The organism is Solirubrobacter pauli (assembly GCF_003633755.1).
GTDB lineage: Bacteria > Actinomycetota > Thermoleophilia > Solirubrobacterales > Solirubrobacteraceae > Solirubrobacter > Solirubrobacter pauli.
The window spans coordinates 1132065-1155993 of sequence record NZ_RBIL01000001.1; the positions used below are offsets into that span (position 1 = coordinate 1132065).

Sequence of the window (23929 nt, forward strand, 5' to 3'; positions counted from 1 at the left end):
GCACGCAGCCCGGCGCGCGCCACCCGGGCTGAACGCCGCTCACAACGTCCGCGCGTACGACACCACCGCCAGCACGCCCCCGCCCGCCTCGGTGAGCGCCCGCGCGCACGCGTCCAGCGTCGCGCCCGTCGTGTGGACGTCGTCGACGAGGATCGCGATCGGCGGCGGATCGCCGCGCACGCGCACGGAGATCCGGCCGGCCGCGCGACGGGACGCGCGGCCGGTGCCGACCTGGCGGCCCGCGCGGTCCTCGCGCACGAGGCAGCGGACGACGGGGCGTTCGACGCGACGGCCGAGCGCGTCGGTCAGCACGCTCGCGGGGTCGAAGCCGCGCGCCCGGCGACGGGCGCGCTGGGCGGGGACGGGGACCAGCACCGCGGCGGGATCACGGAGCGCCGCCGGCAGGTTCGCGGCCAGGTGCGCCGCCATGAGGTCCGCCACCGGCAGCGCGGCATGGAACTTCAACGCCGCGACGAGCCGGCGCGTGACGCCCTGGTACGCGAGCGGCGCCCACGCACGCGGGAACGCGGCCGTCGCGGCCGGGCAGCCGGCGCCACGGTGACGCGGCAGGCCACAGCGCTCGCAGCCGGGCCGCAACCACGGCAACGCGACCGTGCACGCACGGCACAGCCGGTCGTCCGCCCGCGCGAGCGGCCGACGGCACGCCACGCACGCGGGCGGCGCGATCGCCGCGACCAGCTCAGCGAGAACGCGCACGGGCCGGAAGAGCCGACGACGGCGCGATGCGGAGCGCGCGCGGCGCGGGCGCGGGAGCGCGCAGCGCGGGCCGGAGAACGCGCAGGGCGGGCGGGAGAACGCGCAGGGCGGCAACGAAAGCGCGCGGCGCGGGCGCGAGAGCGCGCGGCGCGGGCGGTAGAGCGCGCGGCGCGGCAGCGAAAGCGTGCGGCGCGGGAGCGCGCGGCGCGGCCCGGCGAGCCGGCAGCGCGGCCGACCAGGCGGGCGGCGTGGCGGGCGGGAGGGCGGGCATGTCCACATTGTCCGGATCGGCGCGTGGCGTGTCTGTGGCGACGCGTCACAATCCTGTGCGGTGTTTGTGCCGACTTTGCTGGGCGCTGCGGAGCCCGTCGACGCGGGGTGGAACTTCGCGCCGATCATCCTCGTGGCGCTGATCGCGTACGTGTGGGTCTATGTGGCCCGTTGGCGGACGTCGCGCAGGGAAGGCGGGGCGCGCGCGGCGGGCTACGGGCGGCTGGCGTTGTGGCTGCTCGGGATCGCGCTGCTCGCGGTCGCGCTGCTGTCGCCGGTGGACCGGCTGGGCGAGCAGTTCGCGACGTTCCACATGGTCCAGCACCTGATCCTCGCGGACCTGGTGCCGATCTGCCTGACGGTGGCGCTGACCAAGCACATCCTGCGGCCGGTGACGCGCCGGATCCACTGGCTGGAGCGGAAGGCCGGGCCGTTCGGGCATCCGGCGTTCGGCGTGGTCGCGTACGCGGCGTCGATGTGGATCTGGCACATCCCGGTGATGTACGAGGCGGCGCTCGAGCACAGCTTCATCCACACGCTCGAGCACCTGAGCTTCGCCGCGGCGGGCGCGCTGTACTGGTGGCACCTGCTGTCGCCGATCCGCAGCCGCATGCGGCTCGGCGGGCTCGGTCCCGTGCTGTACATGGCCAGCACGAAGATCGCGGTCGGCTTCCTCGGGATCATGCTCGGCTTCGCGCCGAACGTCCTCTACGACTACTACGCCAACGAGGGCACGCGGTGGGGCCTGAGCGCCATCGACGACCAGCACATCGCGGGCGTCCTGATGGCGCTGGAGCAGTCGCTGGTGATGGGCGTCGCGCTCGCCTACCTGTTCATCCGCATGCTCTCGGAGGCGGACGAGGCCGACGAGCGCGAGGAGCGCTACGGCGCCGCGCCCCGGTAGGGCTCGCGCGCCGCGAGCACCCGCAGGTTCGAGCACGCCCGCGCGAGCAGCGCGAGCAGCATCACGGCCGCACCGCCCAGCGCGACGAGGTCGAGCAGCGTGAGCCCGAGCCACGACACCTCGACGCCGAGCGCCACCACCGAGAGCAGCGCGATCAGCGCGATCCGCGCCTCGGTCGGCCCGAGCCGGCCGTACCCGAGCGAGAAGCGTCCGAACGCGTGCGTCTCCAGGTACGAGTTGATCGACAGCGCCAGGTAGGCGACCACGAGCACGAGCCCGGCCGTCAGGTGCATCGACGCCGACAGCCCGAGGCCGAGGCCGACGAGCGCGGTCGCCGCGGCGTCCGCCAGGTGGTCGACGTAGTAGCCGTAGCGCGGCCGCTCCGCCTTCCGGACCCGCGCGAGCGTCCCGTCCAACGAGTCGCCGAACCAGTGCACGACCAGCAGCGCCGCTGCCGTCCAGAAGTGCCCGGTCGCCGCCGCCACCGCGAACGCGACCGCCGCGGCCAGCGCCAGCACCGTCAGGTGGTCCGGCCGCACGCAGCCGGGCAGCCGCTTCGCGATCGCCCGCAGCAGCCACCGCTCCGGCCGGGCCAGGAGGAATGTCGTCTCGCGCTCTTCCATCGCCGCTCTCCTTGTTGACCGTCGTTCAACAAGACATAACCGAATGCCGCAACGGGGTTACACGTTCCGTGATGACGAGCTAGCCACACCGCCCGCGCACCGGCCCGCTGCGACGATCGGGCCCATGACCGCGATCTTGAGCTACGCCGCTTTCACCGAGACCCCCGACGGCGGGAACCCCGCCGGCGTCGTCCTGGACGCGACCGGCCTGCAGGCCGACGACATGCTCCGGATCGCGGCCGACCTCGGGTACAGCGAGACCGCGTTCGTGACCGCCCGCGAGGACGCCCCGAACGAGTACGACGTGCGCTACTTCGCGCCGGAGGCCGAGGTGCCGTTCTGCGGGCACGCGACGATCGCCACCGGCGTCGCGCTCGCCGAGCGCGACGGCACCGGCACGCTGGTCTTCCACACCAAGGCGGGCACCGTGCCCGTCCACACCGAGGGCTCCAGCGGCAACGTCACTGCGACGCTGACCAGCGTCGTGCCGCACGTCGAGGACCTCCCGAGCGAGACGCTGCACGGCGCGCTCAACGCGCTGCGCTGGATCGTCGAGGACCTCGACGCCGACCTGCCGCCGAAGATCGCCTACGCCGGCGCCCGCCACCTGATCCTCGCCGCCGCGACGCGTGAGCGCCTCGCGCACCTCGACTACGACTTCGACGCGCTCAAGGCGCTGATGCTCGAGCACGAGCTCATCACGGTCGACCTCGTCTACCGCGAGGACGCGACCACGTTCCACGCGCGCAACCCGTTCCCGGTCGGCGGCGTCGTCGAGGACCCGGCGACCGGCGCCGCGGCGGCCGCGTTCGGCAACTACCTGCGCGAGACCGGCGCGGTCACTCCGCCGACGACGATCACGATCCACCAGGGCGTCGACATGGGCCGCCCGTCGCTGCTGACCGTGACGATCGACGAGGCGAGCCGCCCCGAGATCCGCGTCAGCGGCCGGGCGGTGGCGATGTGAGCGAGCGGTAGGCGGCCTGCTCGGGCGTCAGCTCGTCGATCTCGACGCCCAGCGCCGCCAGCTTCAGCGCGGCGACCTCACGCTCGATCCCGTCGGGCACGGGATGCACGCCCGGGGTGAACGACCCCGTGGCCAGCGCTTCCGCCGCCAGCGCCTGCAGCGCGAACGACACGTCCATCACCGCCGCCGGATGCCCTTCGGCGGCGGCGAGGTTCACGACCCGCCCGCCGGCGAGCAGGTTCAGCCGCCGGCCGCCGAGGTCGTACTGGCGCACGAGCGGCAGCACGTCACGCACCGACTGCGCCGCGGAGCGCAGATCGGGCAGCGAGATCTCGACGTCGAAGTGCCCCGCGTTGGCCAGCACCGCGCCGTCCTTCATCACCGCGAAGTGCTCGGCGCGCAGCACGTCCTGCCCGCCGGTGACGGTGATGAACACGTCGCCGCGCGCGGCCGCGTCCAGCGACCGCGTGACGGAGAAGCCCTCCATCCGCGCCTCGAGCGCGCGGAGCGGGTCGACCTCGCAGACGATCACGGACGCCCCCAGGCCCTGGGCCGCGAGCGCGACCCCGCGCCCGGTCCAGCCGTAGCCGAGAACGACGACGGTCTGCCCGGCGAGCAGCACGTTCGTCGCGCGGAGGATGCCGTCCATCACGGACTGCCCGGTGCCGAACCGGTCGTTGAGCGCCTTCTCGGCGCGCGCCTCGTTGACCGCCAGCACCGGGACGGCGAGGTCCATCGCGCGTAGCCGCGCGAGCCCCGTCGTCGTCTCCTCGGTGCCGCCGAGCATGCCCTCGAGCAGCTGCGGCACGCTGTGGAGCGCGGTCAGGAGGTCGGCTCCGTCGTCGAGCACGATCCGCGGTGCGCGGGCCGCGACGGCGGCCACGCTGTCGGCCCAGTCGTCGGGCGCGCCGACGTGGACCTCCGCGATGTCGCCCAACGCGGCGGCGACGTCCGCCTGCGTGGCGTACGGGTTCGAGGCGCACAGCACCACGTCCGCGCCGCCGGCGGACAACGCCCGCACGAGCACCCCTGTCTCGGAGGTGATGTGCAGGCACAACCCCACGACCAGCCCGTCAAGGGGCCGGTCGCGGGAGAACCGCTCGCGGATCGACCGGAGGACGGGCATCTGCCCGTCCGCCCAGTCAATGCGCAATAAGCCGGATGACGGCTTAGTAGCGATAGTGATCCGGCTTGTACGGGCCCTCGACCGGCACGCCGATGTAGGCGGCCTGCGTCGGGGTCAGCTCGGTCAGGCGCACGCCGAGCGCGTCGAGGTGCAGGCGGGCGACCTTCTCGTCGAGGTGCTTCGGGAGCACGTAGACGTTCTTCTCGTAGTCGTCGGTCTTCGTGAACAGCTCGATCTGGGCGATCGTCTGGTTCGTGAAGGAGTTCGACATCACGAACGACGGGTGGCCGGTCGCGTTGCCGAGGTTGAGCAGGCGGCCCTCGGACAGGACGATGATCGTCGAGCCGTCGGCGAAGCGCCACTCGTGGACCTGCGGCTTGATCTCGACGCGCTCGATGCCGTCGATCTTGGCCAGGCCGGCCATGTCGATCTCGTTGTCGAAGTGGCCGATGTTGCCGACGATCGCCTGGTGCTTCATCCGCTGCATCTGCGCGGCGGAGATGACGTCCTTGTTGCCGGTCGTCGTGATGAAGATGTCGGCGGTCTCGACGACGTCCTCGAGCGTGGCGACCTGGTAGCCCTCCATCGCGGCCTGCAGCGCGCAGATCGGGTCGATCTCGGTGACGATGACGCGGCCGCCCTGGCCACGCAGCGCCTCGGCGCAGCCCTTGCCGACGTCGCCGTAGCCGAGCACGACGCACACCTTGCCGGCGATCATCACGTCGGTCGCGCGGTTGATGCCGTCGACCAGCGAGTGGCGGCAGCCGTAGAGGTTGTCGAACTTGGACTTGGTGACCGCGTCGTTGACGTTGATCGCCGGGAAGAGCAGCTTGCCCTCCTTGGCGAACTCGTACAGGCGGTGCACGCCCGTCGTCGTCTCCTCGGTCACGCCCTTGATCGTGGCCGCGGCGCGCGTCCACTTCTGACCATCCTCGGCCAGGTTGCGCGTGAGCGTCTCGAGGATGATGCGGTGCTCGTCGTTGTCGGCCGTGTCGGGCGACGGGACGGCGCCGGCGGCCTCGTACTCGACGCCCAGGTGGACGAGCAGCGTCGCGTCGCCACCGTCGTCGAGGATCATGTTCGGGCCCTCGCCGTCAGGCCACGTCAGCGCCTGCTCGGTGCACCACCAGTACTCCTCGAGCGTCTCGCCCTTCCAGGCGAAGACCGGGATGCCGGCCTCGGCGATGGCCGCCGCGGCGTGATCCTGCGTCGAGAAGATGTTGCAGGACGCCCAACGGACCTCAGCACCGAGCGCGACGAGCGTCTCGATCAGGACGGCCGTCTGGATCGTCATGTGCAGCGAGCCGGTGATGCGCGCGCCCTTGAGCGGCTGCGCGTCGGCGTACTCGGCACGCGTCTGCATCAGGCCGGGCATCTCGTGCTCGGCGAGCTGGATCTCCTTGCGGCCGAAAGCGGCAAGGCCGATGTCTGCGACCTTGTAGTCGGGCGTCGTGATGGCGGTCATACGGTCTCCGGGGTGGGGGTGGGGATGCGGCGCGCCAGCGCGGCGAGGAGGCGCTCGTGCTTCGTCTGCTCGAAGCGCAGCCAGTCGGACGACGACACGTCCTCCGGGCGCTGCGCCTCGGCCTCGAACCAGGCGTCCGTGGCCTGGCGGAGCTCACCGTCACGGCGCAGCCGCAGGGCGAACGCGAGATCGGACAGGCCGATGTCGTGCTCGTCCAGCAGCTCGCGCAAGGTGCGCAGGCGCTGCAGCTCGGCCGGGCCGTACAGCCGGTAGCCGGCGGCCGAGCGCTTGGGCTCGAGGAGCCCGACGCGTTCGACGTAACGGAGCATCCGCGGGCTCCAGCCCGTGGTCTCAGCCGCTTCGTTGATCGTGAGCGCGTCCACTGGGGGCCAGTGTAGCGAGACCTTGACAGAGTTGTGTCAAGGTTTGCCTTTGTGAGCGCTTGAGGGTCTGTGGGCAGGATGACCGCCATGCCCCTGATGAAGACCCTGATGAAGTTCGCCCGGACCCCACAGGGCCGCAAGCTCACCAACCAGGCGATGACCTACGCGCGCAGCCCGCAGGGCCGCAAGACGCTCGCCCAGGTGCAGCGCCAGCTCAGCCAGCGACGTAAGCCGCGCTGACGTCGGCGGCGGGATCGGCCAGGCCGAGCCGCCGTCCGAACTCGCCCGCCAGCGCCGCGGCGCGTGCCTCGTCCTCGCCGCGCTCATCCAGCAGCGCCACGAGGACGGCGCGCGCCTGCTCGGCCTGTCCGGCGCGCCGGTGGCGCTTGCGCGCGTACATGCGCTCGTCGGCGAGGCGCAGCGCGTCCTCGACCCTGCCCGCCTCCTCCGGGATCAGCACGAGGCCGTGCGAGGCCGTGATCTGGAAGCCCTCGCCGCGCTCACCGAGCGCGGCCACCGCGCGCGCCACGCGGGGCGCGTCGTCGCCGAGCGCGTGCGGCAGCAACAAGCAGAACTCGTCCCCGCCCAGGCGGAACGCGCGCCCGCCGACCATGGCCAGGCGCGGGGCGAGGCGCTGCAGCAGCGCGTCGCCCGCGGCGTGCCCGAAGTCGTCGTTGTAGGCCTTGAACCCGTCGAGGTCGAAGAAGGCGAGCGTGTGCGGACGTTGCCCGGCGATGGCACGATCGAGCTGGAGCAGCAGCGCCCGCCGATTCGGGAGACCGGTCAGCTTGTCGGTGAGCGCCTCGCGCCGCGCGGAATGCAGCAACCCGAGGTTCTCGCGCAGCATCAGCACCGCGCGGGCCAGCGCGGCCAGCAGCGCGCCGGCGGCCATGAAGGCCGCGACCGGCTCGCCGGACGCGATGCCGCAGTAGAGCGCGACCGCGATGGCAACCGCCCCGGCGCCAAGCGGCAGCGCGGCCGTCGACCACCCGACCCGCGTAGCCGTCGGCGTCGGCGTCGGCTGCCAGGACGCGAGCGCGATGAAGATGAGCGCGGTCGCCCACAGCACCTGGACGAGCGGGCCCGTCGTCTCGCCGAACACCACCAGCATGTCCCCCGTGGAGGTCACGACGAGCCCGATGCCGGCGAACAGCCAGGCGCGTCCCGGGCGCCAGCTCGTCGCCGCGAAGCCGACCAGGACGAGCGCCAGCAGCACGAGGTCGCAGACGATGTTGGCCAGCAGCCCGGCGACGATGTGCGGCTCGCTGTGGGTCGCGCCGCGCAGCGGCCCGTAGGCGAGTGCTCCCAGCGCGGCGAGCGTGAACGCCGCCAGCACGCCGTCCACGGCGAGCCAGACGGGGAACGGGCGGATGCGGCCGTGCAGGAAGAGGCTCAACCCGAGGAACTCGCAGGCGAACATGCCGGCGAACAGGACGCCCGCGACCGCATCCCAGCCGAGGTCCAGCGCGATGCCGCCGGCGACCCACTGCCCGATGCCGACCGCCGCGAGCGCCCACACGCGACGGTTGCGCGGGACGGTGACCGCCCGGACGCCGATCAGCGCGGCGGCCGCGGCCTCGGCCGCCACGAACAGCGCGTGCCAGCCGGTCACAGCCAGGACCGCGACGGCGCCGATCAAGAGGGCGAAGGCCAAGCGGATTCCCATCCCTCCTGGATTCGGCCGCCGGGCCGAGATCTGAAGTCAGCCGGTGGGGACCGCCGCGACCATGCGCGGGTCGTCCGCGGCCGCGCCGGTCAGGCCCAGTCGTCGCCCGAACTCGCCCGCGAGCACCGCGGCGTCGTCCTCGTCCTCGCCGCGCTCGAGCAGCAGCTGCACCAGCACGGCCCGCGCCTGGCTCGCCTGGCCGGCGCGACGGCGCCGCTTGCGCGCGTACATCCGCTCGTCGGCGCGCCGCAGCGCCTCGCCCGGGTTGTCGACCTCGTCCGGGATCAGCACGAGCCCGTGCGAGGCGCTGATCTCGAAGCCGTCCCCCTGCTCGCGCAGCGCGAGGACCGCCGCGACGAGCTCGGGCGAGGCGTCGTCGAGCCGCGCGGGCACGAGCAGGCAGAACTCGTCGCCGCCGAGGCGGTAGGAGCGGCCCGCGCACGCGTCCAGCTGCGGGGCGAGCCGCTGCAGCAGCGCGTCGCCGGCCGCGTGGCCGAACGCGTCGTTGTACTCCTTGAAGCCGTCGAGGTCGAAGAACACCAGCGTGTGCGGCGTCCGGGCGGCGAGCGCGGCGTCGAGGCCGTCGAGGAGCGCACGGCGGTTGGGGAGCCCGGTGAGCTTGTCGGTGACCGCTTCGGCGCGGGCGACCCGCACGAGCTGCTGGTTCTCGGCGAGCAGGAGCGCCGCCCGGATCAGGCCGACGAGCAGCGCGCCGCCGGCGAGCACGACCGTGACCGGGTTGCCGCCGGTCAGCGCGGCGTGCATCAGGAGGCCGACGCTGAGCGCGCCGCCGGTGATCGGGACGGCCGCGGCGACGACGCCGCCGACGCGGCGCTCACGCGGCGCGGACGGGTGGAAGGCGGCGTACGAGGTGAGGATCAGCGCCGCGCACCAGGCGGCCAGCGCGGTCCGCGGCGGGTCGAGCGGGTTCGTGAGCGTGAGGTCGTTGGCGACGAGGAACGCCTCGCCGGCCGCGATCACCCACCAGGCACGGGCGGGCCGCCAGCCGTTGACGGCGAAGGCCAGCACGATCGTCGTCACCAGCATCGCGTCGCCGGCGAGCGCCGTGGCGGGCACGCGCAGGCCGAGCCCGACGAGCGAGTCGCTGACGAAGGCGGTCAGGATCGCGCCCGCCGTGAGGCCGACGATGATCCCGTCGAACGCGAGCCAGCGGCTGCGCAGCTGCGTCGCGGCGAGCGACACGAGGCCCGCCTGGGCGAAGGCGAAGGAGACCAGGAAGAGGGCGTTGAGCCGCTGGGGGTCGAGGTCGCCGATCGCCCACGCGACGTTGGCGACGGTCAGCAGCGCGAACGCGAGCCGCGCCTGCGGGCGGCGCACCGTCTGGATCGCGAGCAGCGTGACCGCGATCAGCTGCGCGCCGAGGCGCAGGACGTCGAGGCCCGTCAGCAGGTAGGCGGCGCAGGCAGCGAGCAGGACGCCGAACACGGCGTGAGGGAAACGGGCCACTGGCGTCGCGATCGGTAGATCCCGCGGGAACTTGAGGGCCGTGGGTCGGATAGCGTCAGGAGCATGTCCAGTGGAGCCGAAGTTGTCGTCGCGGCGCTCGAGCGGGCAGGGGTCGAAGTGGCGTTCGGGCTGCCGGGCGTGCACAACCTCGCGCTCTGGTCCGCGCTGCGGGAGTCGTCCATCCGTCTGGTCGGCGTGCGCCACGAGCAGGCCGCGGCCTACGCCGCCGACGGCTACGCGCGGGCGACCGGCAAGCTCGGCGTCGCGATCGTCACCACGGGCCCGGGTGCGGCGAACACGCTCGGCGCCGTCGGCGAGGCGTGGGCGTCGCGCTCGCCGATCCTGGTGATCGCGACCGACATCCCGTCGGTGCTGCGGCGCCCCGACGACTACCGCGGCGTCCTGCACGAGACCGACGGCCAGCCGGCGATGTTCGCCCCGGTCACCAAGGCGGTCCATGTCGCGCACGCGGCGGGCGTGGTCGAGCAGGCCGCGGAGGCTGCGATCCACGCCGCGCTGACCGCCCCGACACGGCCCGTGTACCTCGAGATCGCGACGGACCTGCTGGCGACGCAGGTCCCGAGCGTCGACGACCTCCCGGGCGGTCTCGACCGTCCGGCCACGATGCCCGTGGACGCGCCGGACCTCTCCCCCGCGCTGCGCGCGCTGGACGGCGCCCGGCGCCCGTTGATCTGGGCCGGTGGCGGCGCCCGCGACGCGGCCGGAGCCGTCCACGCGCTGGCCGAGGCGCTCGCCGCGCCGGTGCTCACCACGTACGGCGCCGCCGGCCTCCTCGGCCCCGGCCACCCGCTGGCGGTCGGCCTACCGCCGCACGTGGAGGCCGCCGGCCGGCTGTGGGACGAGGCGGACGTCGTGGTCGCGGTCGGCTCGGACCTGGACGGCGTCCAGACCCAGAACTTCGCCCAGCCGCAGCCCGAGACGCTGATCGCCATCGGGCTCGAGGCGCCGACGAACTACCACGTCGACGTCTTCCTGGCCGGCGACGCGGCCGTCGCCGGCGAGCTGGCGGCGGCGCTGCCCCCGCGCACCGGGGCGGCGCGCGACCTGGCGGCGGTCCGCGCCGACGCCTGCGCCGCGCTGGACGCGACCGCGCTGCGCTTCCTGGACGCGATCCGCTTCGCGCTCCCGGCCGACGGCAACCTCGTCGTCGACATGTGCATCCCCGGCTACTGGCTGGCCGGCTTCCACACGCCGGCCACACCGCGGCGGCTGCAGGTGCCGCTCGGCTGGGGGACGCTCGGCTACGCGTTCCCGGCCGCGCTCGGCACCGCCCTGGCCGGCACGGGCCCGACGGTCTCGATCTCCGGCGACGGCGGCTTCCTGTTCGCCGCGGGCGAGCTCGCGACGATGGCGCAGGAGCAGCTCCCGCTGACCGCCGTGATCGTCGACGACGGCGGCTACGGCATGCTCCGCTACGACCAGGTCCGCGCTGGCGTCGAGACCTACGGCGTGGACCTGCACACCCCGGACTTCGAAGCGCTCGCGGCGTCCTTCGGCGTCTGGTCGGAGACGGTGTTCGGCCTCGACGACGACTTCGGCGAGGCGCTCGCCCGCCACATCGAGTCCGGCCAGCCGTCCGTGCTCGTGGCCAAGACGCCCGAGCCGCTCGTGCCGCCGCCCAACACGTCGCCGAACTGGTACCGCAAGCGCTAGCTACAAGCGGAAGTCCTGGTCCGAGGGCAGCTCGACGTTGTCCATCTGGGCCTTCTGCAGCTTGCCGGCGTAGTCCCAGTTCATCGACTGCCAGCGCGTGAACTGGTCGAGCACCCAGATGCCGGACTGGCGGGAGCCGTTGCCGGACTTGCCGTTGCCGCCGAACGGCAGGTGCGCCTCGGCCCCGCTCGTCGAGTTGTTGACGGAGACCATGCCGGCGGTGATGCGCTCGCGGAAGCGGAACGCGTTCTCGCCCGAGCGCGTGTAGATCGCGCTCGAGAGGCCGTAGCCGTGGCCGTTGGCGAGCTCCATCGCCTCGTCGAAGTCGCTGAACTTGGCGACGCCGACGATCGGGCCGAACGTCTCGGTCGAGTAGATCTCGTCGTCGGCGGTCACGCCGACGACGAGCGTCGGGTGGTAGAAGATCCCGCCGTCGGGGTCGCCGACGAAGCCGTCGCGCGGGTTGTCGGCCGTGATCCGGCCGCGCGGGCCGACGACGTCGTGGTGGTCGCGGATCAGGCCGAGCCAGTCCTCGAAGCGCTCGGCGAAGCGCTCGTGGATCATCGGGCCGTAGAGCACGCCGTCCGCGGTCGGGTCGCCCACCGGGGAGGCGCTCAGGCGCTCGCGCAGCTTGGCGACGAACTCGTCGTGGACCGACTCGTGGACGATCGCGGTGCCGAGCGACGTGCAGCGCTGGCCGGCGGTGCCGTAGCCGCCGAAGAGGGCGCCTTCGACGGCGAGGTCGACGTCGGCGTCGTCCATCACGACCATCGGGTTCTTGCCGCCGAGCTCCAGGCACGGCGACTGCAGGTGACGCCCGCAGAGCGCGCCGATCTCCGCGCCGACCGCGCTCGAGCCGGTGAAGCCCACCTTGTCGACCAGGCCGGCTTCCAAGGACGCCTTCAGGCCCTCGAAGGTGTCCGTCCCGCTCGCCTGCACCAGGTGCAGGACGCCCGCGGGCACGCCGCCGGCGTGGAAGATCCGGACCATCGCGTCGCCGAGCGCGGCGCTGTACTCCGCCGGCTTCCAGACGACCGCGTTGCCGCACAGGATCGCGGGCACGAGGTACCAGGCGGGCACCGCGACCGGGAAGTTGCCGGCCGTGATGATCGCGGCCACGCCGACCGGCACGCGGAACGTGAACAGCTGCTTGTCCGGCATCTCCGACGGCACCGTCTGGCCGTACAGCCGCCGCCCTTCGCCGAGGAAGAAGTCGCACGTGTCGACGATCTCCTGGACCTCGCCGAGCGCCTCCGGGTACGGCTTGCCGATCTCGCGCGTGACGAGCGCGGCGAGCGCCTCCTTGTTGGCCTCGAACAGCCGTCCCACCTGCGCGATCACGCGCCCGCGCGCAGGCGCGGGGACCTTCGCCCAGTCCTTCTGCGCGGCGCGCGCGGCCGCCGCGGCGTCGACGAAGGTCTGCGCGTCGCCGAGCAGGATCTCGGCGACCGCGTCGTCGAGCTTGGCGGGGTTGGTGGACGTCAGGCGGCCGCCGGGAGCGTCCTGGCGCGCCTCGCCGTCGACGATCGAGGCGACGGTGGTCGCGGCAACGGTGGAGGACATGACCACAGACGGTACTCGCGCACCGGTGGTTGGGTAGCGCCTGCGGAAGTGAAGCTCGCCCGGGACGCGTTCCTCGTCCTCGCCGCGCTCGCGCTGTGCCCCGTGGTGGCGCTGCTCGCGCCGGACGAGGCACCTCTCGATCGGACCCGCGCGCTCGCTGACGCCGAGCGCGCGCTGGGCCTGTTTTTCGAGCCGGCCGTGCACGAGTGGGTCGCGGCGCGGCCGGCGCTCCTCACCGCCGCCGGGCTGTTCTACGTGTGGGTGCACGTGCCGGCGACGATCGGCGCGCTGATCTGGGCCCGGCTCGAGCGGCCCCGCGCGTTCCCGTTCGCGCGCGACGTGTTCCTGGTGACCCAGGCGATCACCGTCGCCGGGTACCTGGCGTTCCCGGTCGCGCCGCCGCGGATGGCGCCGGAGCTCGGCTTCACGGACACGCTGAGCGCCGTGTACGGGACGGGCGGCGAGGCGCTCGCGCACTCGGTCCAGAGCCCCTACGCGGCGATGCCGAGCGGGCACGTGGCGTTCGCGCTGATCGCGGCGGGAACGGTGTTCGCGCTCGTGCGCTCCCGGGTGCTGCGGGTCGGCGCCGTGCTCTACGTCGGGCTCGTGGTGGCGATCATCATCGGCACCGCCAACCACTTCTGGGTCGACGCCGCGGGTGGGGCGCTCGCCGCGGCGCTCGGGTTGCTGACAATTTCGATCCAACGGCGCGTCGGCGCCCGTATGAGGGGTGATGACGGTGACGGCGCTCAGGAAGCGCTCACGCGCGGTGGTGATCGGCGCGGGCCTGGGCGGCCTGGCGCTGGCGCTGCGGCTGCAGGGGCAGGGCTACGAGGTGACGGTGCTCGAGCAGCGCTCCGCGCCCGGCGGCCGGGCCGCTCAGCTGCGCGATAGCGGCTTCACGTGGGACAAGGGCCCATCCCTGATCACGATGCCGTGGGTGCTCGAGGACGCGTTCGCCGCGGGCGGGCTCGACCTGCATTCCGAGGTGACGCTGCACCGGCTGGACCCGATGTACCGGATCCGCTGGGCCGGCGAGGAGCGGACGTTCGACTTCGGCGACTCCGTCGACGCCCTGCGCGAGGAGATCGCGCGCTTCGACGCCCGCGACGCCGCCGCCCTCGACGGCTTCCTGGCCGCCTTGAAGCCGATCTACGACGAAGGGCTCGTCGGCGCCGGCTCGCGGCCGTTCACCGACCTGCAGTCGTTCCTGGCCCTGGTGCCGTCGATGGCGCGGCTGCGCGCGGTGCTGCCGCTGCACCGGTTCGTCGCCCGCCACTTCCGCAACGAGCGGGTGCGCGAGGCGTTCTCGTTCCACTCGCTGTTCATCGGTGGCGACCCGTACCGCGTGCCCGCGATCTACGCCGCGCTCGTGTACCTGCAGATCCAGGACGGCGGCTGGTACACGGACGGCGGCGTGTACTCGCTCGTGGAGGCGATGGCGCGGCCGCTGGACGTGCGCTGCGACGCCCGCGTGGAGTCGGTCGAGACGGGCGCCGACGGCGTGCGCGCGGTGTGGCTGGAGGGCGGCGAGCGGATCGCGGCCGACGTCGTGGTCTCCAACGCGGACGTGCTGCGCACGCACGAGCTGCTCGGCCGGCGCGCGCCCGTGCGGCGGCTGCGCCCGACGATGTCGTGCTTCCTGCTGTACCTGGGGTGCGACCGCCGGTTCGACGAGCTGCTGCACCACACGCTGCTGGTCGGCCACGGCTACCGCGACTTCATCGCGGACGTGACGCGACGCGGGCGGCTGGCGAAGACGTTCTCGACGTACGTGCACGCGCCGGCGCGGACCGAGGCCGCGATGGCCACGCCCGGCGGGGACTCGCTCGCCGTGCTCCTGCCGGTGCCCAACCTGCGCGGCGACGTCGACTGGGACCGCGCCGCCGACGGCCTCCGGGACGCGCTCGTGCGCGACATGGAGCAGACGTTCGGGCTGACCGGGCTGGACGCGTCCGTATGCGTGGAGCACCGGATGGCGCCGCCGGACTTCGCGCGCGACCTTGGGGCCGTGGACGGCAACGCGTTCGCCGTGGAGCCCACGCTGCACCAGTCGGCGTACTTCCGCGCGCCCAACCGCGTGGCGGGCGTGCCGGGCTTCTACCACGTCGGCGGCGGGACCCACCCGGGCGCCGGCATCCCCGGCGTGCTGATGGGCGCGGCGGTCACGGCGGGGCTGATCGAGGCGGATGCGGGGGTGCGGGTGTGAGCGCGGTCCTCAACGAGGCGCGGACGACGACCAAGCAGGTCGCGCGGACCTTCGCGCTGGCCTGCCGGCTGCTGCCGCGCGACGTGCGCGACGACGTCTACCTGCTGTACCTCGTCTTCCGGACCCTCGACGACCTCGTCGACGACGGCCGCCCCGAGGCCGCCGAGCGGGTCGACGCCGTGGCCGCGTGGGCGGAGGGCCTCGAGGGCACCGAGACGCCCGAGATCGCCATCCTCGCCGACCTCGACTCCCGCTACGACCTCCCGCGCGACGCGCTGATCGACTTCTGCGCCGGCATGCACGACGACCTCGACGGCGCGATCTACGAGACCGAGGCCGACGTGGACCGCTACTGCTACCGCGTTGCCGGTACCGTCGGCGTCGTGATGGCCGCGCTCCTCGGCACCGACGATCCCGTCCGCGCCCGCCCCGCGGCCGCCGCGCTCGGCATGGCGATGCAGCGCACGAACATCCTCCGGGACATCGACGAGGACCTGGCGAACGGGCGCGTGTACTTCGCCAGCGAGACGCTGGCCGTCCACGGCAGCCTCGAGCCGGGCCGCCGCGAGGCGATCCTGCGCGACCAGATCGCCCGCGCCGACGCCCTCTACGAGCAGGGCATCGCCGGCATCTCCGAGCTGCGCCGCGGGCGCCGCGCGATCGCCGCCGCCGCGAGCATGTACCGCGAGCTGCTCCGGCGCCTCGAGGCCGAAGGCTACGGCGCGCGGCCCGGCCGCGCGGTCGTGCCGCGCTCGCGCAAGCTCACGATCGCGGCCCGCGCCGCGTGGCGCGCGTGAGCCGCGCCGGCGCGGCGGGTCGAGCCACGCGTTTGGGGGGAGCGCCGACCGCGCGCGGGGCCGCCACGGCACGCCTCGCGCGCGGCGGCGGAGGACCGGCGGCGCGAGTCGGCGCGGCCGTGCGCGCGGCGGGCCGCGGCGGGGCGCCCGCCGGGCGCGTCGGCGCGGCGCTCGCCGGCGCCGGGCTCGCGCCGCGGCGCAACGCTCCGGCCGGCCGTGTCGGCGCTGCGCTGGCCGGCGCGGGGCTCGCGCCGCGGCGCAACGCTCCGGCCGGCCGTGTCGGCGCCGCGCTGGCCGGCGCCGGGCTCGTCGGACGCGGGCGCGCGTTCCCCATCCTGTTCGGTGCCCTCGCGGCCTCGCAGGTCGTGTACGGGCGGACGTCGCGGCCGCCCGCCGCGACGCGCGGGATCGTCGGGCTGATGCTCGCCACGTCGCTCGTCGAGGCGCGGCGGCCTGCGCCGGTCGTGGCGGCCGGCGCGGTCGGATTCGGCGCGGAGCTCGTCGGCGTGGCGACCGGCAAGCCGTTCGGGCACTACTCGTACTCCGAGCGGCTGGGACCGCGGGTGCGCGGCGTGCCACTGCTCGCCGCCGCGGCGTGGGCGATGATGGCGCGGCCGTCGTGGGCCATCGCCGGGCGGATCGCGCGGCGGCCGGCCGCGCGGGTGCCGCTCGCCGCCGCCGCGCTCACCGCCTGGGACGTGTACCTGGACCCGCGCATGGTCCGCGAGGGCTACTGGTCGTGGCCCGGCGGCGGGCGCTACGAGGGCATCCCGGCCTCGAACTTCGCGGGCTGGTTCGCCACCGGGCTGCTCGTGTTCGCCGCCTACGCCGCGCTCGACCGCGAGCCGGACGACGACGGCGCCGTCGCGCTGTACGTGTGGACGTGGCTGGGCGAGGCGATCGCCAACGCGTTCATCTGGCGGCACCCGCGCGTCGCCCTCGCCGGCGGCGCGGCGATGGGCGCGTTCGCCGTTCCCGCCCTCCTGCGCCGCGCATGAAGGTCGCGATCGTCGGAGCGGGCGTCGGCGGGTTGGCCGGTGCGGTCGAGCTCGCGCAGGGCGGGCACGAGGTCACGGTCTTCGAGCGCGCCGCCGCGCCCGGCGGCAAGTGCGCGCGGGTCACGGCCGGCGGGTTCGAGTGGGACGCCGGGCCTTCGCTGCTGACGATGCCGTGGGTGTTCAAAGACCTCGACGTGGAGCTCGAGCGCGTCGAGCCCGTCACCCGGTACGAGTTCGCGGACGGCTCCGTGCTCGAGCTCTCGGCGGACCTGCCGCGCGCGCTGGCCGCGCTCGAGGACTGGTCGCCGGGTGCGGGCGCGGACTGGATGCGCTTCCTGTCGGTGTGCTCGTCGATGTGGCGCGCGTCGGAGCGGTTCCTCACGGGTCCGCCTCCGTTCCCGCCCCGACGCCCCGAGCCGGGTGAGCCGCCCCCGGACCCGCGCGACGCGCTGGCCGTCAAGCCGTGGTGGACGCTGCGGGACCTCGCCCGCGCGACGGTTCGTGACCCGCGCCTGCAGATGGTCGTCGAGCGCTTCGCCACGTACGCCGGCGCCGACCCGCGCCGCGCCCCGGCCGCGCTCGCGGTGGCGGGGTACGTCGAGCACGCGTTCGGCGCGTGGCATCCGCGCGGCGGCATGTACGAGCTCGTCCGCGCGCTGGTCCGCGCGCTGGAGAGGCTGGGCGGCGAGCTGCGGCTGGGCTGCGAGGTGCAGCGCATCGGCGTCTCGCACGGCCGCGTCTGGGGCGTCGAGACGGCGGCCGGCGCGTTCGTCGCCGACGCCGTGATCACCGACGTCGACGAGCGCGTCGTGCGCACCCGGCTGCTCGGCCGGCGCGCCCGCCGGCGCACGCCATCGCTGTCCGGCCTGGCGCTGCTGCTCGGCGTCGACGACCCCGCACCCGCGCATCACCGGATCCTGTTCCCACATGACTACGACGCCGAGTTCGACGACGTCTTCACGCACCGCCGGATGCCCCGCGACCCCACGCTGTACGTGTGCGCACCGCCCGGCCAGGGCTGGTTCGTGCTCGTCAACGCTCCCGCCTCGCCCGCCGACTGGGACACGACGCAGCACGCGGTGATCGAGCGGCTGGGCGTCACGCCGAGCGTCGTCGAGCGCGTCACGCCCGCGGACCTCGGCGGCCCGATCTACGGTGCCGCCCCGCACGGCCGGCTCGGCGCGATGCGGCGTCCCGGCAACCGCATCCGCGGCATCGACGGCCTCTGGCTCACCGGCGGCACCGTCCACCCGGGCGGCGGGCTGCCGCTCGTGACGCTCGGCGGCCGCAGCGTCGCCCGTCAGCTCAGCGGGTCGCGTCCGTCCCAGGTGCCTTCGGCGCCGTAGGGCACGAACCGCGCGAACAGCTCCTCCGAGTACCACCGCTCCGCCCGCGTGCGCCGCACCACCTCGGCGTGCGCCGCGTTGCGGTAGGCGTAGCCCTTGACCGCGTCGAGGTCGCGCCAGAGGGAGAACGTGGCCTGCCGGACGACCGGCACCTCGCCGATCGCGACCGACGCGAGCAGACCCGGCGACCCCTGGAGCGCCCGCGCGGGCCGGGGGACGGCACGGTGGAACGCGAGCAGCTGCCGGGGCCGGATGGCCGCGCGCGTGAGGACCGCGACGGCGCCTTCGCCGGCAGCGCTCGTCGCTCCCGCGAGCGGGTCCCGCCCACCCCAGGCGCCGTGCCAGCGGACCGGCGCCAGGCGCACCGTGTAGCACTCGACCGTGCGCCAGCGCGCGGCGATCTCCGAGCCCGCCAGAAAAGCGTCGAGCGCGGCGTCGTCGTCCCACACGGCGAACAGCGCCCAGCGACGCAGGTCGGCGGACAGCGTCATGGTGTCGCCGGCGCCGGTGCCGAGCAGGCGGAAGAAGCGCAGGCCGGCCGTGCCCTTCAGGATGGGACGGTCCCAGGCCATGTACGGAACGCCTTCGCGGATTCCTGGGTAGCGAACGAGGTGGAACGAGGCGACGGGCACGGATGGAGTACGGACTAGCAGCAGTGGTGGGCTACTTGTGCGGCGCGATCCCGGTCGCGTGGCTGGTCGCGCGGCGGTACGGCGTGGACCTGCTGACGACGGGCGACGGCAACCCGGGCGCCTGGAACGCGCTCGACCAGCTCGGTGCACGGCGCGCGCTGCCGGCGTTCCTGGGCGACGGTGCGAAGGCGTTCATCCCCGCGGCGGTGTTCCATCTGGCCTTCGGCTTCTGGCCCGCGTACGTCGCCGTCGCCGCCGCGATGGCCGGCCACGCGTTCCCACTCCCGCACCCGAGCCGCGGGGGCAAGTCGATCATGTGCTTCGTCGGCGGTGCGTTCGCGCTCTCGCCGCTCCCGGCGCTCATCTGCGGCGTGCTCGCGATCGCCATCACGCTCGCGACCTCCTTCAAGTACGGCGCACGCGTCGCCATCTTCGCGTTCCCGCTGGTCCAGCTCGCCACCGACCCCGTGGAGCACGTGATGGCGACCGGCGGGCTGATGACGTTCATCGGCGTCCTGTTCGTCACGCGTCGTCGTACGAGCGTCCCCGCCAGCGCCGGGCCGGACGCACCGCCGACCAGGTGAGCCGCACGGCCGCGGGCACGTCGGCCAGGGGCGAGAGCCAGTAGGGCAGGCCGCGCCGCGCGTACGACGGCGCGAACGCCACGGTCATCAGCAGCCGCAGCCCGAGCAGCGCCACGTCCAGCCGACCGGCCCGGCGACCGGCCAGCCGCAGCCACGGCAGCCCGAGCGTCAGCCACACCACGCCCACGTCCGCCGCCCGCCACGCCGGCGACGTCACGTCCGGCAGCGCGATCGAGCGGCCCCACTCGCGCCACGTCTCCTCCACGGACTCGTGCATGTCGACGTCGATCAGGCCGCCGCCGTCGTGGAACACCACGCGCCAGCCGCGCCGGGCGAGCCCGCGCGCGAACGCCGCGTCGTCGGTCATGTGCCCCGAGGCCTCCGCGTACCCGCCCGCGTCCAGCAGGGCGCGCCGCCGCACCGCCGTGCACTGCCCGTTGATCATCAGCCGCGAGACGGCCACCGACGCGTCCGCGTCCGGCGGCCCGTACCGGTACACGAGCGTCGCGAGCAGCGCCGGGTGCAGGAACCGCTCGCCCGCGCTGGTGCAGACGAAGCGCGTGCCGACGCTGACGAGCACGGGGCCGGCGCCACGCACCGCGGCCACGCCCGTGGGCGAGGCAGCGCCGGCCGCGGCGTCGCCCGAGGCGCCGTCGGCCTCCGCTGCGACCAGCGCGGCGGCCGCGGCGGCCCCCAGCCCCGCGCGCGGGCGCGTGTCCGCGTCGACGGACACGACGATGTCGCCGCGTGCCTCCTCCAGCCCGCGCTGGAGCGCCCACGGCTTGCCGACCCAACCCGCCGGCGGCTCGCCGGCCGTGACCACCCGTGCGCCACGTGCGGCCGCGATCTCGGCGGTGCCGTCGGTCGAGCCGTCGTCGACCACGACCACCTCGAGCACGGCCGGATCGGCCAGCAGCCCGTCCAGGCACGGCCCGATCCGCTCTGCCTCGTCGCGCGCCGGGATCACGACCGACACGGTCCCGTCGACCGTCGCGCCGGCCGCCAGCGGTGCCCGCCGGACCCGCCCACGCCCCAGCCGGGCGAGGACCACGCCGGCGGCGACCCCTTGAATCAGCGCGAGGACAGCGACGCCTTCAGCGAGTCGATCGCCGGGATGTCGACCGGATCGGCGCCACGCAGCACGGCGGCGTAGATCGAGACGAGGTCCCCGAGCAGCACGAGCGACACCAGCCGCTCCACGCGCGTCTCGCCGCGGGCCTTCACGCGCAGGACAGGTGTCGCGCCCGCCTCGGCGATCTCCGCCACGAGCTCGGACCGGAGCAGGTTGCGCTCGTGCGCGCCCGGGTCTTCCAGCGACACGTACGAGAAGCGCCCGAGCTCGCGCGCGGACTCCCAGCCCACGACCTCGTTGTGGTTCATCTCCGGCACGGTCGACGCGAACGCCGGCAGCTGCGCGTTCTCGTTGAACTGGCACTTCCAGCGGTACGCCGCCGCGGCCGCGAGCTCGGCGCCCGCGATCACCGGCACGGTGCCGTGCAGCGCCCGCGCGATCGCCTTCGCCTCGGAGTCCGCGCCGGACCCCGGGCCCCACTCGACCGCGAGCGTCTCCGCCAGGTCCGCCGCCGCTTCGATCTCGTCGCGCAGCGACGGAGCCGCACCGCCCAGCGCCGCCGCCTCCAGCGCGGACACGAGCGCGTAGCCGATCGCCGCCCGCGGCTGGAAGCCGCCCGGGATCGGGATCACCGGGACGTTGTCGCGCCGCGCGCGCTCCACCAGCTCGCCGCCCGTGGACGCGACGAGCCGCGGCGCGCCGCGCTCGCTCGCGTCGTCATACGCCGAGAGCGTCTCCTCCGTGGTGCCGGAGTAGCTCGAGTGCAGGACGAGCGTCGACGGGCCCGCCCAGCCGGGCAACGCGTAGCCGTCGGCGACCACCAGCGGGCGCTGCATGCGGGGCCCGATCGCGCCCTGCGCCAGCCGGCCGCCGGACGCCGAGCCGCCCATGCCCGAGATGATCACGCCGCCCGTCGCGTCGACCGGCCGCGCCTGCGAGGAGTCGACCCGCCACAGCGCGTCGCGTAGGTGCTCGGACAGGCCGAGCACCTCGTCGAGCTGCCCCGTGGTGTCGAGGCCGAAGTCGAAGTCGAGGGCGGTGGTCAAAACAGAAGGGCCCTTTCGGGAAGCGAGATGCCCGGGAACAGCCGAGCACCCCTCGAAACGGTGTTTCCGTCTCCAAGGCTAACGTCGGCGCCGACGACCGCCAGGTCGTCGATCACGCAATGGTCGCCGATCTTCACGCCGGGGCCGACGACGCAGCCGTTGAGATGGCAGTGCGCGCCGATCTGCGCACCGGCCATCACGACCGCCTGCTCGATGATCGTGCCTTCGCCGACGACGACGTCCCGCTCGAGCACCGCGCGCCCGCCGATCCGCGCGCCCTTGCCGATCCGGCACCCCGCCTCGACCAGCGCGGCGGGCACGATCCGGCCCTCGTTGAAGACCTCGTCCTCGACGCACACGTACGAGGTGCCCAGGCGGTCGGCGACCTCGGTGCGGACGTTGCCCTCGAGGATGTCGAACGTCGCTTCGAGGTACCGCTGCGGCGTGCCGATGTCCATCCAGTAGCCGTCCAGCACGTGACCGTAGAGCCCGTCGCCGACGAGGCGCGGGAACACGTCCCGCTCGATCGACGCCTTCTCCCCGTGCACGAGCAGGTCCAGCACCGACTTGTCGAGCACGTAGGCGCCGGCGTTGACGTTGTTCGTGTCGATCTGGTCGGGCGCCGGCTTCTCGAGGAACTCACGCACGGCGTCGTCGGCTTCGAGTCGCACCAGGCCGTACGCGCTCGGGTCCTCGACCGGGTAGAGCGCGAGCGTCGCCCGCGCGCCGGTCTGCTCGTGCGCGGCGATCTGCGCCGTCAGATCGATGTCCGTGAGGACGTCGCCGTTGAGCATCAGGAAGCGGTCGTCCAGCCACTCCTCCGCGAACTTGAGCGCCCCGCCCGTGCCGAGCGGCTTGGGCTCCTCGACGTAGCGCAGGCGCACGCCGACGCCGGACCCGTCGCCCAGCACGTTCCGCACGCCGTCGGCCAGGTGCCCGCACGACATGATCACGTCGTCCACGCCGTGGCTACGCAGCCAGTCGATCATGAAGACGATGAACGGCCGGTCGACCAGCGGGACGACCGGCTTGGGCACCGACGAGGTCAACGGCCGCAGCCGCGTGCCCTCGCCTCCGGCGAGGATGAGGGCCTGCACGCTGCTCAGACCTCCTGATGCGCGGCGCTCGAAGCCCGCCCGACCCCTTCGTAGAGCAGACCGGCGTCGCGGACCTGACCCGGGTCGAACAGGTTGCGCCCGTCGACCAGCAGGTCCCCGGCCATCGCGTTCTTGACCTCGACGAGGTCCAGCTCGGCGAACTCGGGCCACTCGGTCACGAGCACGACGGCGTCGGCGCCCTCGATCGCGTCGAGCGCGGTCGACTTGAAGGACACGCCGCGGATGAGCTTGCGCGCCTCCTCCTCGGCCACGGGGTCGTAGGCGCGCACGTGCGCGCCCGCGGCTTGCAGGCGGGAGGACAGGACGAGCGAGGACGCCTCGCGCATGTCGTCCGTGTTCGGCTTGAAGGCCAGGCCGAGCAGCGCGATCTTCTTGTCCACGAGCTTGCCGAGGTGCTTCTCGAGCTTCGCGATCACGCGCCGCTTCTGCAGCTCGTTGACCTCGATCACCGAGTTCAGCAGCTGGAAGTGGTAGCCCGAGTTGCCGGCGAGCTGCTTGAGCGCCGTGACGTCCTTCGGGAAGCAGGAGCCGCCGAAGCCGATGCCGGCCTGCAGGAACTTCGGGCCGATGCGGTTGTCCAGGCCCATGCCCTTGGCGACCTCGACGACGTCGGCGCCGGTCTCCTCGCACACGTTGGCGATCTCGTTGATGAAGGATATCTTGGTCGCCAGGAAGGCGTTGGAGGCGAGCTTGACCATCTCGGCGCTCTTGATGTCCGTGCGGACGAGCTCGGCGCCGAGCGGGGCGTAGAGCTCCACCACCGCGTCACCGGCCCAGTCGCCGTCGTCGCCGACGACGACGCGGTCGGGCTCCAGGAAGTCCTTGATCGCCGAGCCCTCCTTGAGGAACTCGGGGCACGACACGTACCGGAAGCCGGCCTTGCCCTGCTCGCGGAAGACGCGCTTGATCGTCTCGCCCGTGCCGACCGGCACGGTGGACTTCATCACCAGCGCGTGCTGGTCGGAGGGCGGCATCGCGTCGACCACGGCGTTGACCGCGGACAGGTCGGCATCACCGGAGTACGTCGGCGGCGTGCCGACGGCGACGAACAGCAGCCGCGCGTGCTCCAGGGCGTCGCTGAGGTTGGTGGAGAAGTGCAGGCGATCGCGGTGCTTGGCGATCAGCTCCTCCAGGCCCGGCTCCCAGATGGGAATCTGACCGTTCTTCAGGCCTTCGATCTTCTCGCTGTCGATGTCGACGCAGTAGACCTCGTTGCCGAGCTCCGCGAATCCCGCGGCGGTGACCAGCCCGACATAGCCCGTGCCGATCACGCCGATCGGTTCTCGATTGGTGCTCATAAGG

23 protein-coding genes are annotated in these 23929 nt (G+C 73.7%); 10 read left to right on the top strand and 13 right to left on the bottom strand.

Annotation, left to right across the window (positions count from 1 at the left end):
- Positions 1 to 39: 39 nt before the first annotated feature.
- Positions 40 to 717 carry a ComF family protein gene (locus tag C8N24_RS05260; protein WP_121248693.1) on the bottom strand — a complete coding sequence of 226 codons (678 nt, stop codon included), beginning with the start codon at positions 715 to 717 and terminating at the stop codon, positions 40 to 42.
- A gap of 331 nt (positions 718 to 1048) precedes the next feature.
- Here C8N24_RS05260 and C8N24_RS05265 point away from each other — a divergent pair, with 331 nt between their 5' ends.
- Positions 1049 to 1891 carry a cytochrome c oxidase assembly protein gene (locus C8N24_RS05265; protein ID WP_211339844.1) on the top strand — a complete coding sequence of 281 codons (843 nt, stop codon included), beginning with the start codon at positions 1049 to 1051 and terminating at the stop codon, positions 1889 to 1891.
- Here the strand turns inward: C8N24_RS05265 and C8N24_RS05270 are convergent.
- Entirely contained in the window at positions 1870 to 2514 is a 645-nt protein-coding gene (locus C8N24_RS05270) for a CDP-alcohol phosphatidyltransferase family protein (RefSeq protein ID WP_121248697.1), read from the bottom strand. The two genes, C8N24_RS05265 and C8N24_RS05270, sit on opposite strands and share 22 nt — an antisense overlap.
- Before the next feature lie 124 nt (positions 2515 to 2638).
- Here C8N24_RS05270 and C8N24_RS05275 point away from each other — a divergent pair, with 124 nt between their 5' ends.
- Positions 2639 to 3481 (top strand): PhzF family phenazine biosynthesis protein, encoded by an 843-nt coding sequence (locus C8N24_RS05275; RefSeq protein WP_121248699.1) that lies wholly within the window; start codon positions 2639 to 2641, stop codon positions 3479 to 3481.
- Here the strand turns inward: C8N24_RS05275 and C8N24_RS05280 are convergent.
- Genes C8N24_RS05280 through C8N24_RS05290 form a run of 3 tightly spaced genes read right to left on the bottom strand, consistent with a single transcriptional unit; the run spans position 3456 to position 6455 of the window.
- The gene (locus tag C8N24_RS05280; protein WP_281272616.1) at positions 3456 to 4634 is read right to left on the bottom strand and encodes an adenosylhomocysteinase; all 1179 of its coding nucleotides are present in this window, start codon (positions 4632 to 4634) and stop codon (positions 3456 to 3458) included. The genes C8N24_RS05275 and C8N24_RS05280 overlap by 26 nt on opposite strands.
- Positions 4635 to 4650: 16 nt before the next feature.
- Positions 4651 to 6072, bottom strand: a complete 1422-nt coding sequence (gene ahcY / locus C8N24_RS05285; protein WP_121248704.1) for an adenosylhomocysteinase — start codon at positions 6070 to 6072, stop codon at positions 4651 to 4653.
- Complete coding sequence (locus tag C8N24_RS05290; RefSeq protein WP_121248706.1) at positions 6069 to 6455, bottom strand: MerR family transcriptional regulator; 387 nt, start codon at positions 6453 to 6455, stop codon at positions 6069 to 6071. The genes ahcY and C8N24_RS05290 overlap by 4 nt, the downstream gene beginning before the upstream one ends.
- Positions 6456 to 6533: 78 nt before the next feature.
- Between C8N24_RS05290 and C8N24_RS33685 the strand changes: the two genes are divergently transcribed.
- Complete coding sequence (locus C8N24_RS33685) at positions 6534 to 6695, top strand: hypothetical protein (protein WP_170178860.1); 162 nt, start codon at positions 6534 to 6536, stop codon at positions 6693 to 6695.
- On the opposite strand, the gene C8N24_RS34585 is transcribed toward C8N24_RS33685, so the two are convergent.
- Together C8N24_RS34585 and C8N24_RS05300 are read right to left on the bottom strand one after the other, a co-directional pair.
- On the bottom strand, positions 6670 to 8109 hold the full coding sequence (locus C8N24_RS34585) for a GGDEF domain-containing protein (RefSeq protein WP_211339845.1): 1440 nt from the start codon (positions 8107 to 8109) through the stop codon (positions 6670 to 6672). The two genes, C8N24_RS33685 and C8N24_RS34585, sit on opposite strands and share 26 nt — an antisense overlap.
- A gap of 48 nt (positions 8110 to 8157) precedes the next feature.
- A complete protein-coding gene (locus C8N24_RS05300) occupies positions 8158 to 9588 on the bottom strand; it encodes a GGDEF domain-containing protein (protein WP_147447645.1) in 1431 nt (476 codons plus the stop codon).
- Positions 9589 to 9651: 63 nt separating this feature from the next.
- Here C8N24_RS05300 and C8N24_RS05305 point away from each other — a divergent pair, with 63 nt between their 5' ends.
- Positions 9652 to 11262: a thiamine pyrophosphate-binding protein gene (locus tag C8N24_RS05305; RefSeq protein ID WP_121248710.1), complete on the top strand. Its 1611-nt coding sequence runs from the start codon at positions 9652 to 9654 to the stop codon at positions 11260 to 11262.
- On the opposite strand, the gene C8N24_RS05310 is transcribed toward C8N24_RS05305, so the two are convergent.
- Positions 11263 to 12825: an aldehyde dehydrogenase family protein gene (locus C8N24_RS05310; protein ID WP_121248712.1), complete on the bottom strand. Its 1563-nt coding sequence runs from the start codon at positions 12823 to 12825 to the stop codon at positions 11263 to 11265.
- Between the two features lie 48 nt (positions 12826 to 12873).
- Between C8N24_RS05310 and C8N24_RS34965 the strand changes: the two genes are divergently transcribed.
- From C8N24_RS34965 to C8N24_RS05335, 5 genes are all read left to right on the top strand, one after another.
- Positions 12874 to 13719: a phosphatase PAP2 family protein gene (locus tag C8N24_RS34965; protein WP_245971769.1), complete on the top strand. Its 846-nt coding sequence runs from the start codon at positions 12874 to 12876 to the stop codon at positions 13717 to 13719.
- The gene (crtI, locus tag C8N24_RS05320; RefSeq protein WP_245971905.1) at positions 13640 to 15034 is read left to right on the top strand and encodes a phytoene desaturase family protein; all 1395 of its coding nucleotides are present in this window, start codon (positions 13640 to 13642) and stop codon (positions 15032 to 15034) included. Before C8N24_RS34965 ends, crtI begins: the two co-directional genes overlap by 80 nt.
- The gene (locus C8N24_RS05325) at positions 15031 to 15831 is read left to right on the top strand and encodes a phytoene/squalene synthase family protein (RefSeq protein WP_121248717.1); all 801 of its coding nucleotides are present in this window, start codon (positions 15031 to 15033) and stop codon (positions 15829 to 15831) included. The genes crtI and C8N24_RS05325 overlap by 4 nt, the downstream gene beginning before the upstream one ends.
- A 119-nt stretch (positions 15832 to 15950) precedes the next feature.
- Entirely contained in the window at positions 15951 to 16829 is an 879-nt protein-coding gene (locus C8N24_RS05330; protein ID WP_147447646.1) for a carotenoid biosynthesis protein, read from the top strand.
- Positions 16826 to 18175 carry a phytoene desaturase family protein gene (locus C8N24_RS05335; protein WP_121248721.1) on the top strand — a complete coding sequence of 450 codons (1350 nt, stop codon included), beginning with the start codon at positions 16826 to 16828 and terminating at the stop codon, positions 18173 to 18175. The genes C8N24_RS05330 and C8N24_RS05335 overlap by 4 nt, the downstream gene beginning before the upstream one ends.
- On the opposite strand, the gene C8N24_RS05340 is transcribed toward C8N24_RS05335, so the two are convergent.
- A complete protein-coding gene (locus tag C8N24_RS05340; protein ID WP_211339846.1) occupies positions 18130 to 18747 on the bottom strand; it encodes a hypothetical protein in 618 nt (205 codons plus the stop codon). The genes C8N24_RS05335 and C8N24_RS05340 overlap by 46 nt on opposite strands.
- An 86-nt stretch (positions 18748 to 18833) precedes the next feature.
- Here C8N24_RS05340 and C8N24_RS05345 point away from each other — a divergent pair, with 86 nt between their 5' ends.
- A complete protein-coding gene (locus C8N24_RS05345) occupies positions 18834 to 19391 on the top strand; it encodes a glycerol-3-phosphate acyltransferase (RefSeq protein WP_170178862.1) in 558 nt (185 codons plus the stop codon).
- Here C8N24_RS05345 and C8N24_RS05350 read toward each other — a convergent pair.
- Genes C8N24_RS05350 through C8N24_RS05365 form a run of 4 tightly spaced genes read right to left on the bottom strand, consistent with a single transcriptional unit; the run spans position 19330 to position 23925 of the window.
- Complete coding sequence (locus C8N24_RS05350) at positions 19330 to 20442, bottom strand: glycosyltransferase family 2 protein (protein WP_170178863.1); 1113 nt, start codon at positions 20440 to 20442, stop codon at positions 19330 to 19332. The two genes, C8N24_RS05345 and C8N24_RS05350, sit on opposite strands and share 62 nt — an antisense overlap.
- Positions 20443 to 20462: 20 nt before the next feature.
- A complete protein-coding gene (locus C8N24_RS05355) occupies positions 20463 to 21509 on the bottom strand; it encodes a bifunctional phosphoglucose/phosphomannose isomerase (RefSeq protein ID WP_121248727.1) in 1047 nt (348 codons plus the stop codon).
- Positions 21506 to 22606 carry a nucleotidyltransferase family protein gene (locus C8N24_RS05360; RefSeq protein ID WP_170178864.1) on the bottom strand — a complete coding sequence of 367 codons (1101 nt, stop codon included), beginning with the start codon at positions 22604 to 22606 and terminating at the stop codon, positions 21506 to 21508. Before C8N24_RS05360 ends, C8N24_RS05355 begins: the two co-directional genes overlap by 4 nt.
- A gap of 5 nt (positions 22607 to 22611) precedes the next feature.
- Positions 22612 to 23925 carry a UDP-glucose dehydrogenase family protein gene (locus C8N24_RS05365; protein ID WP_121248731.1) on the bottom strand — a complete coding sequence of 438 codons (1314 nt, stop codon included), beginning with the start codon at positions 23923 to 23925 and terminating at the stop codon, positions 22612 to 22614.
- Positions 23926 to 23929 lie beyond the last annotated feature (4 nt).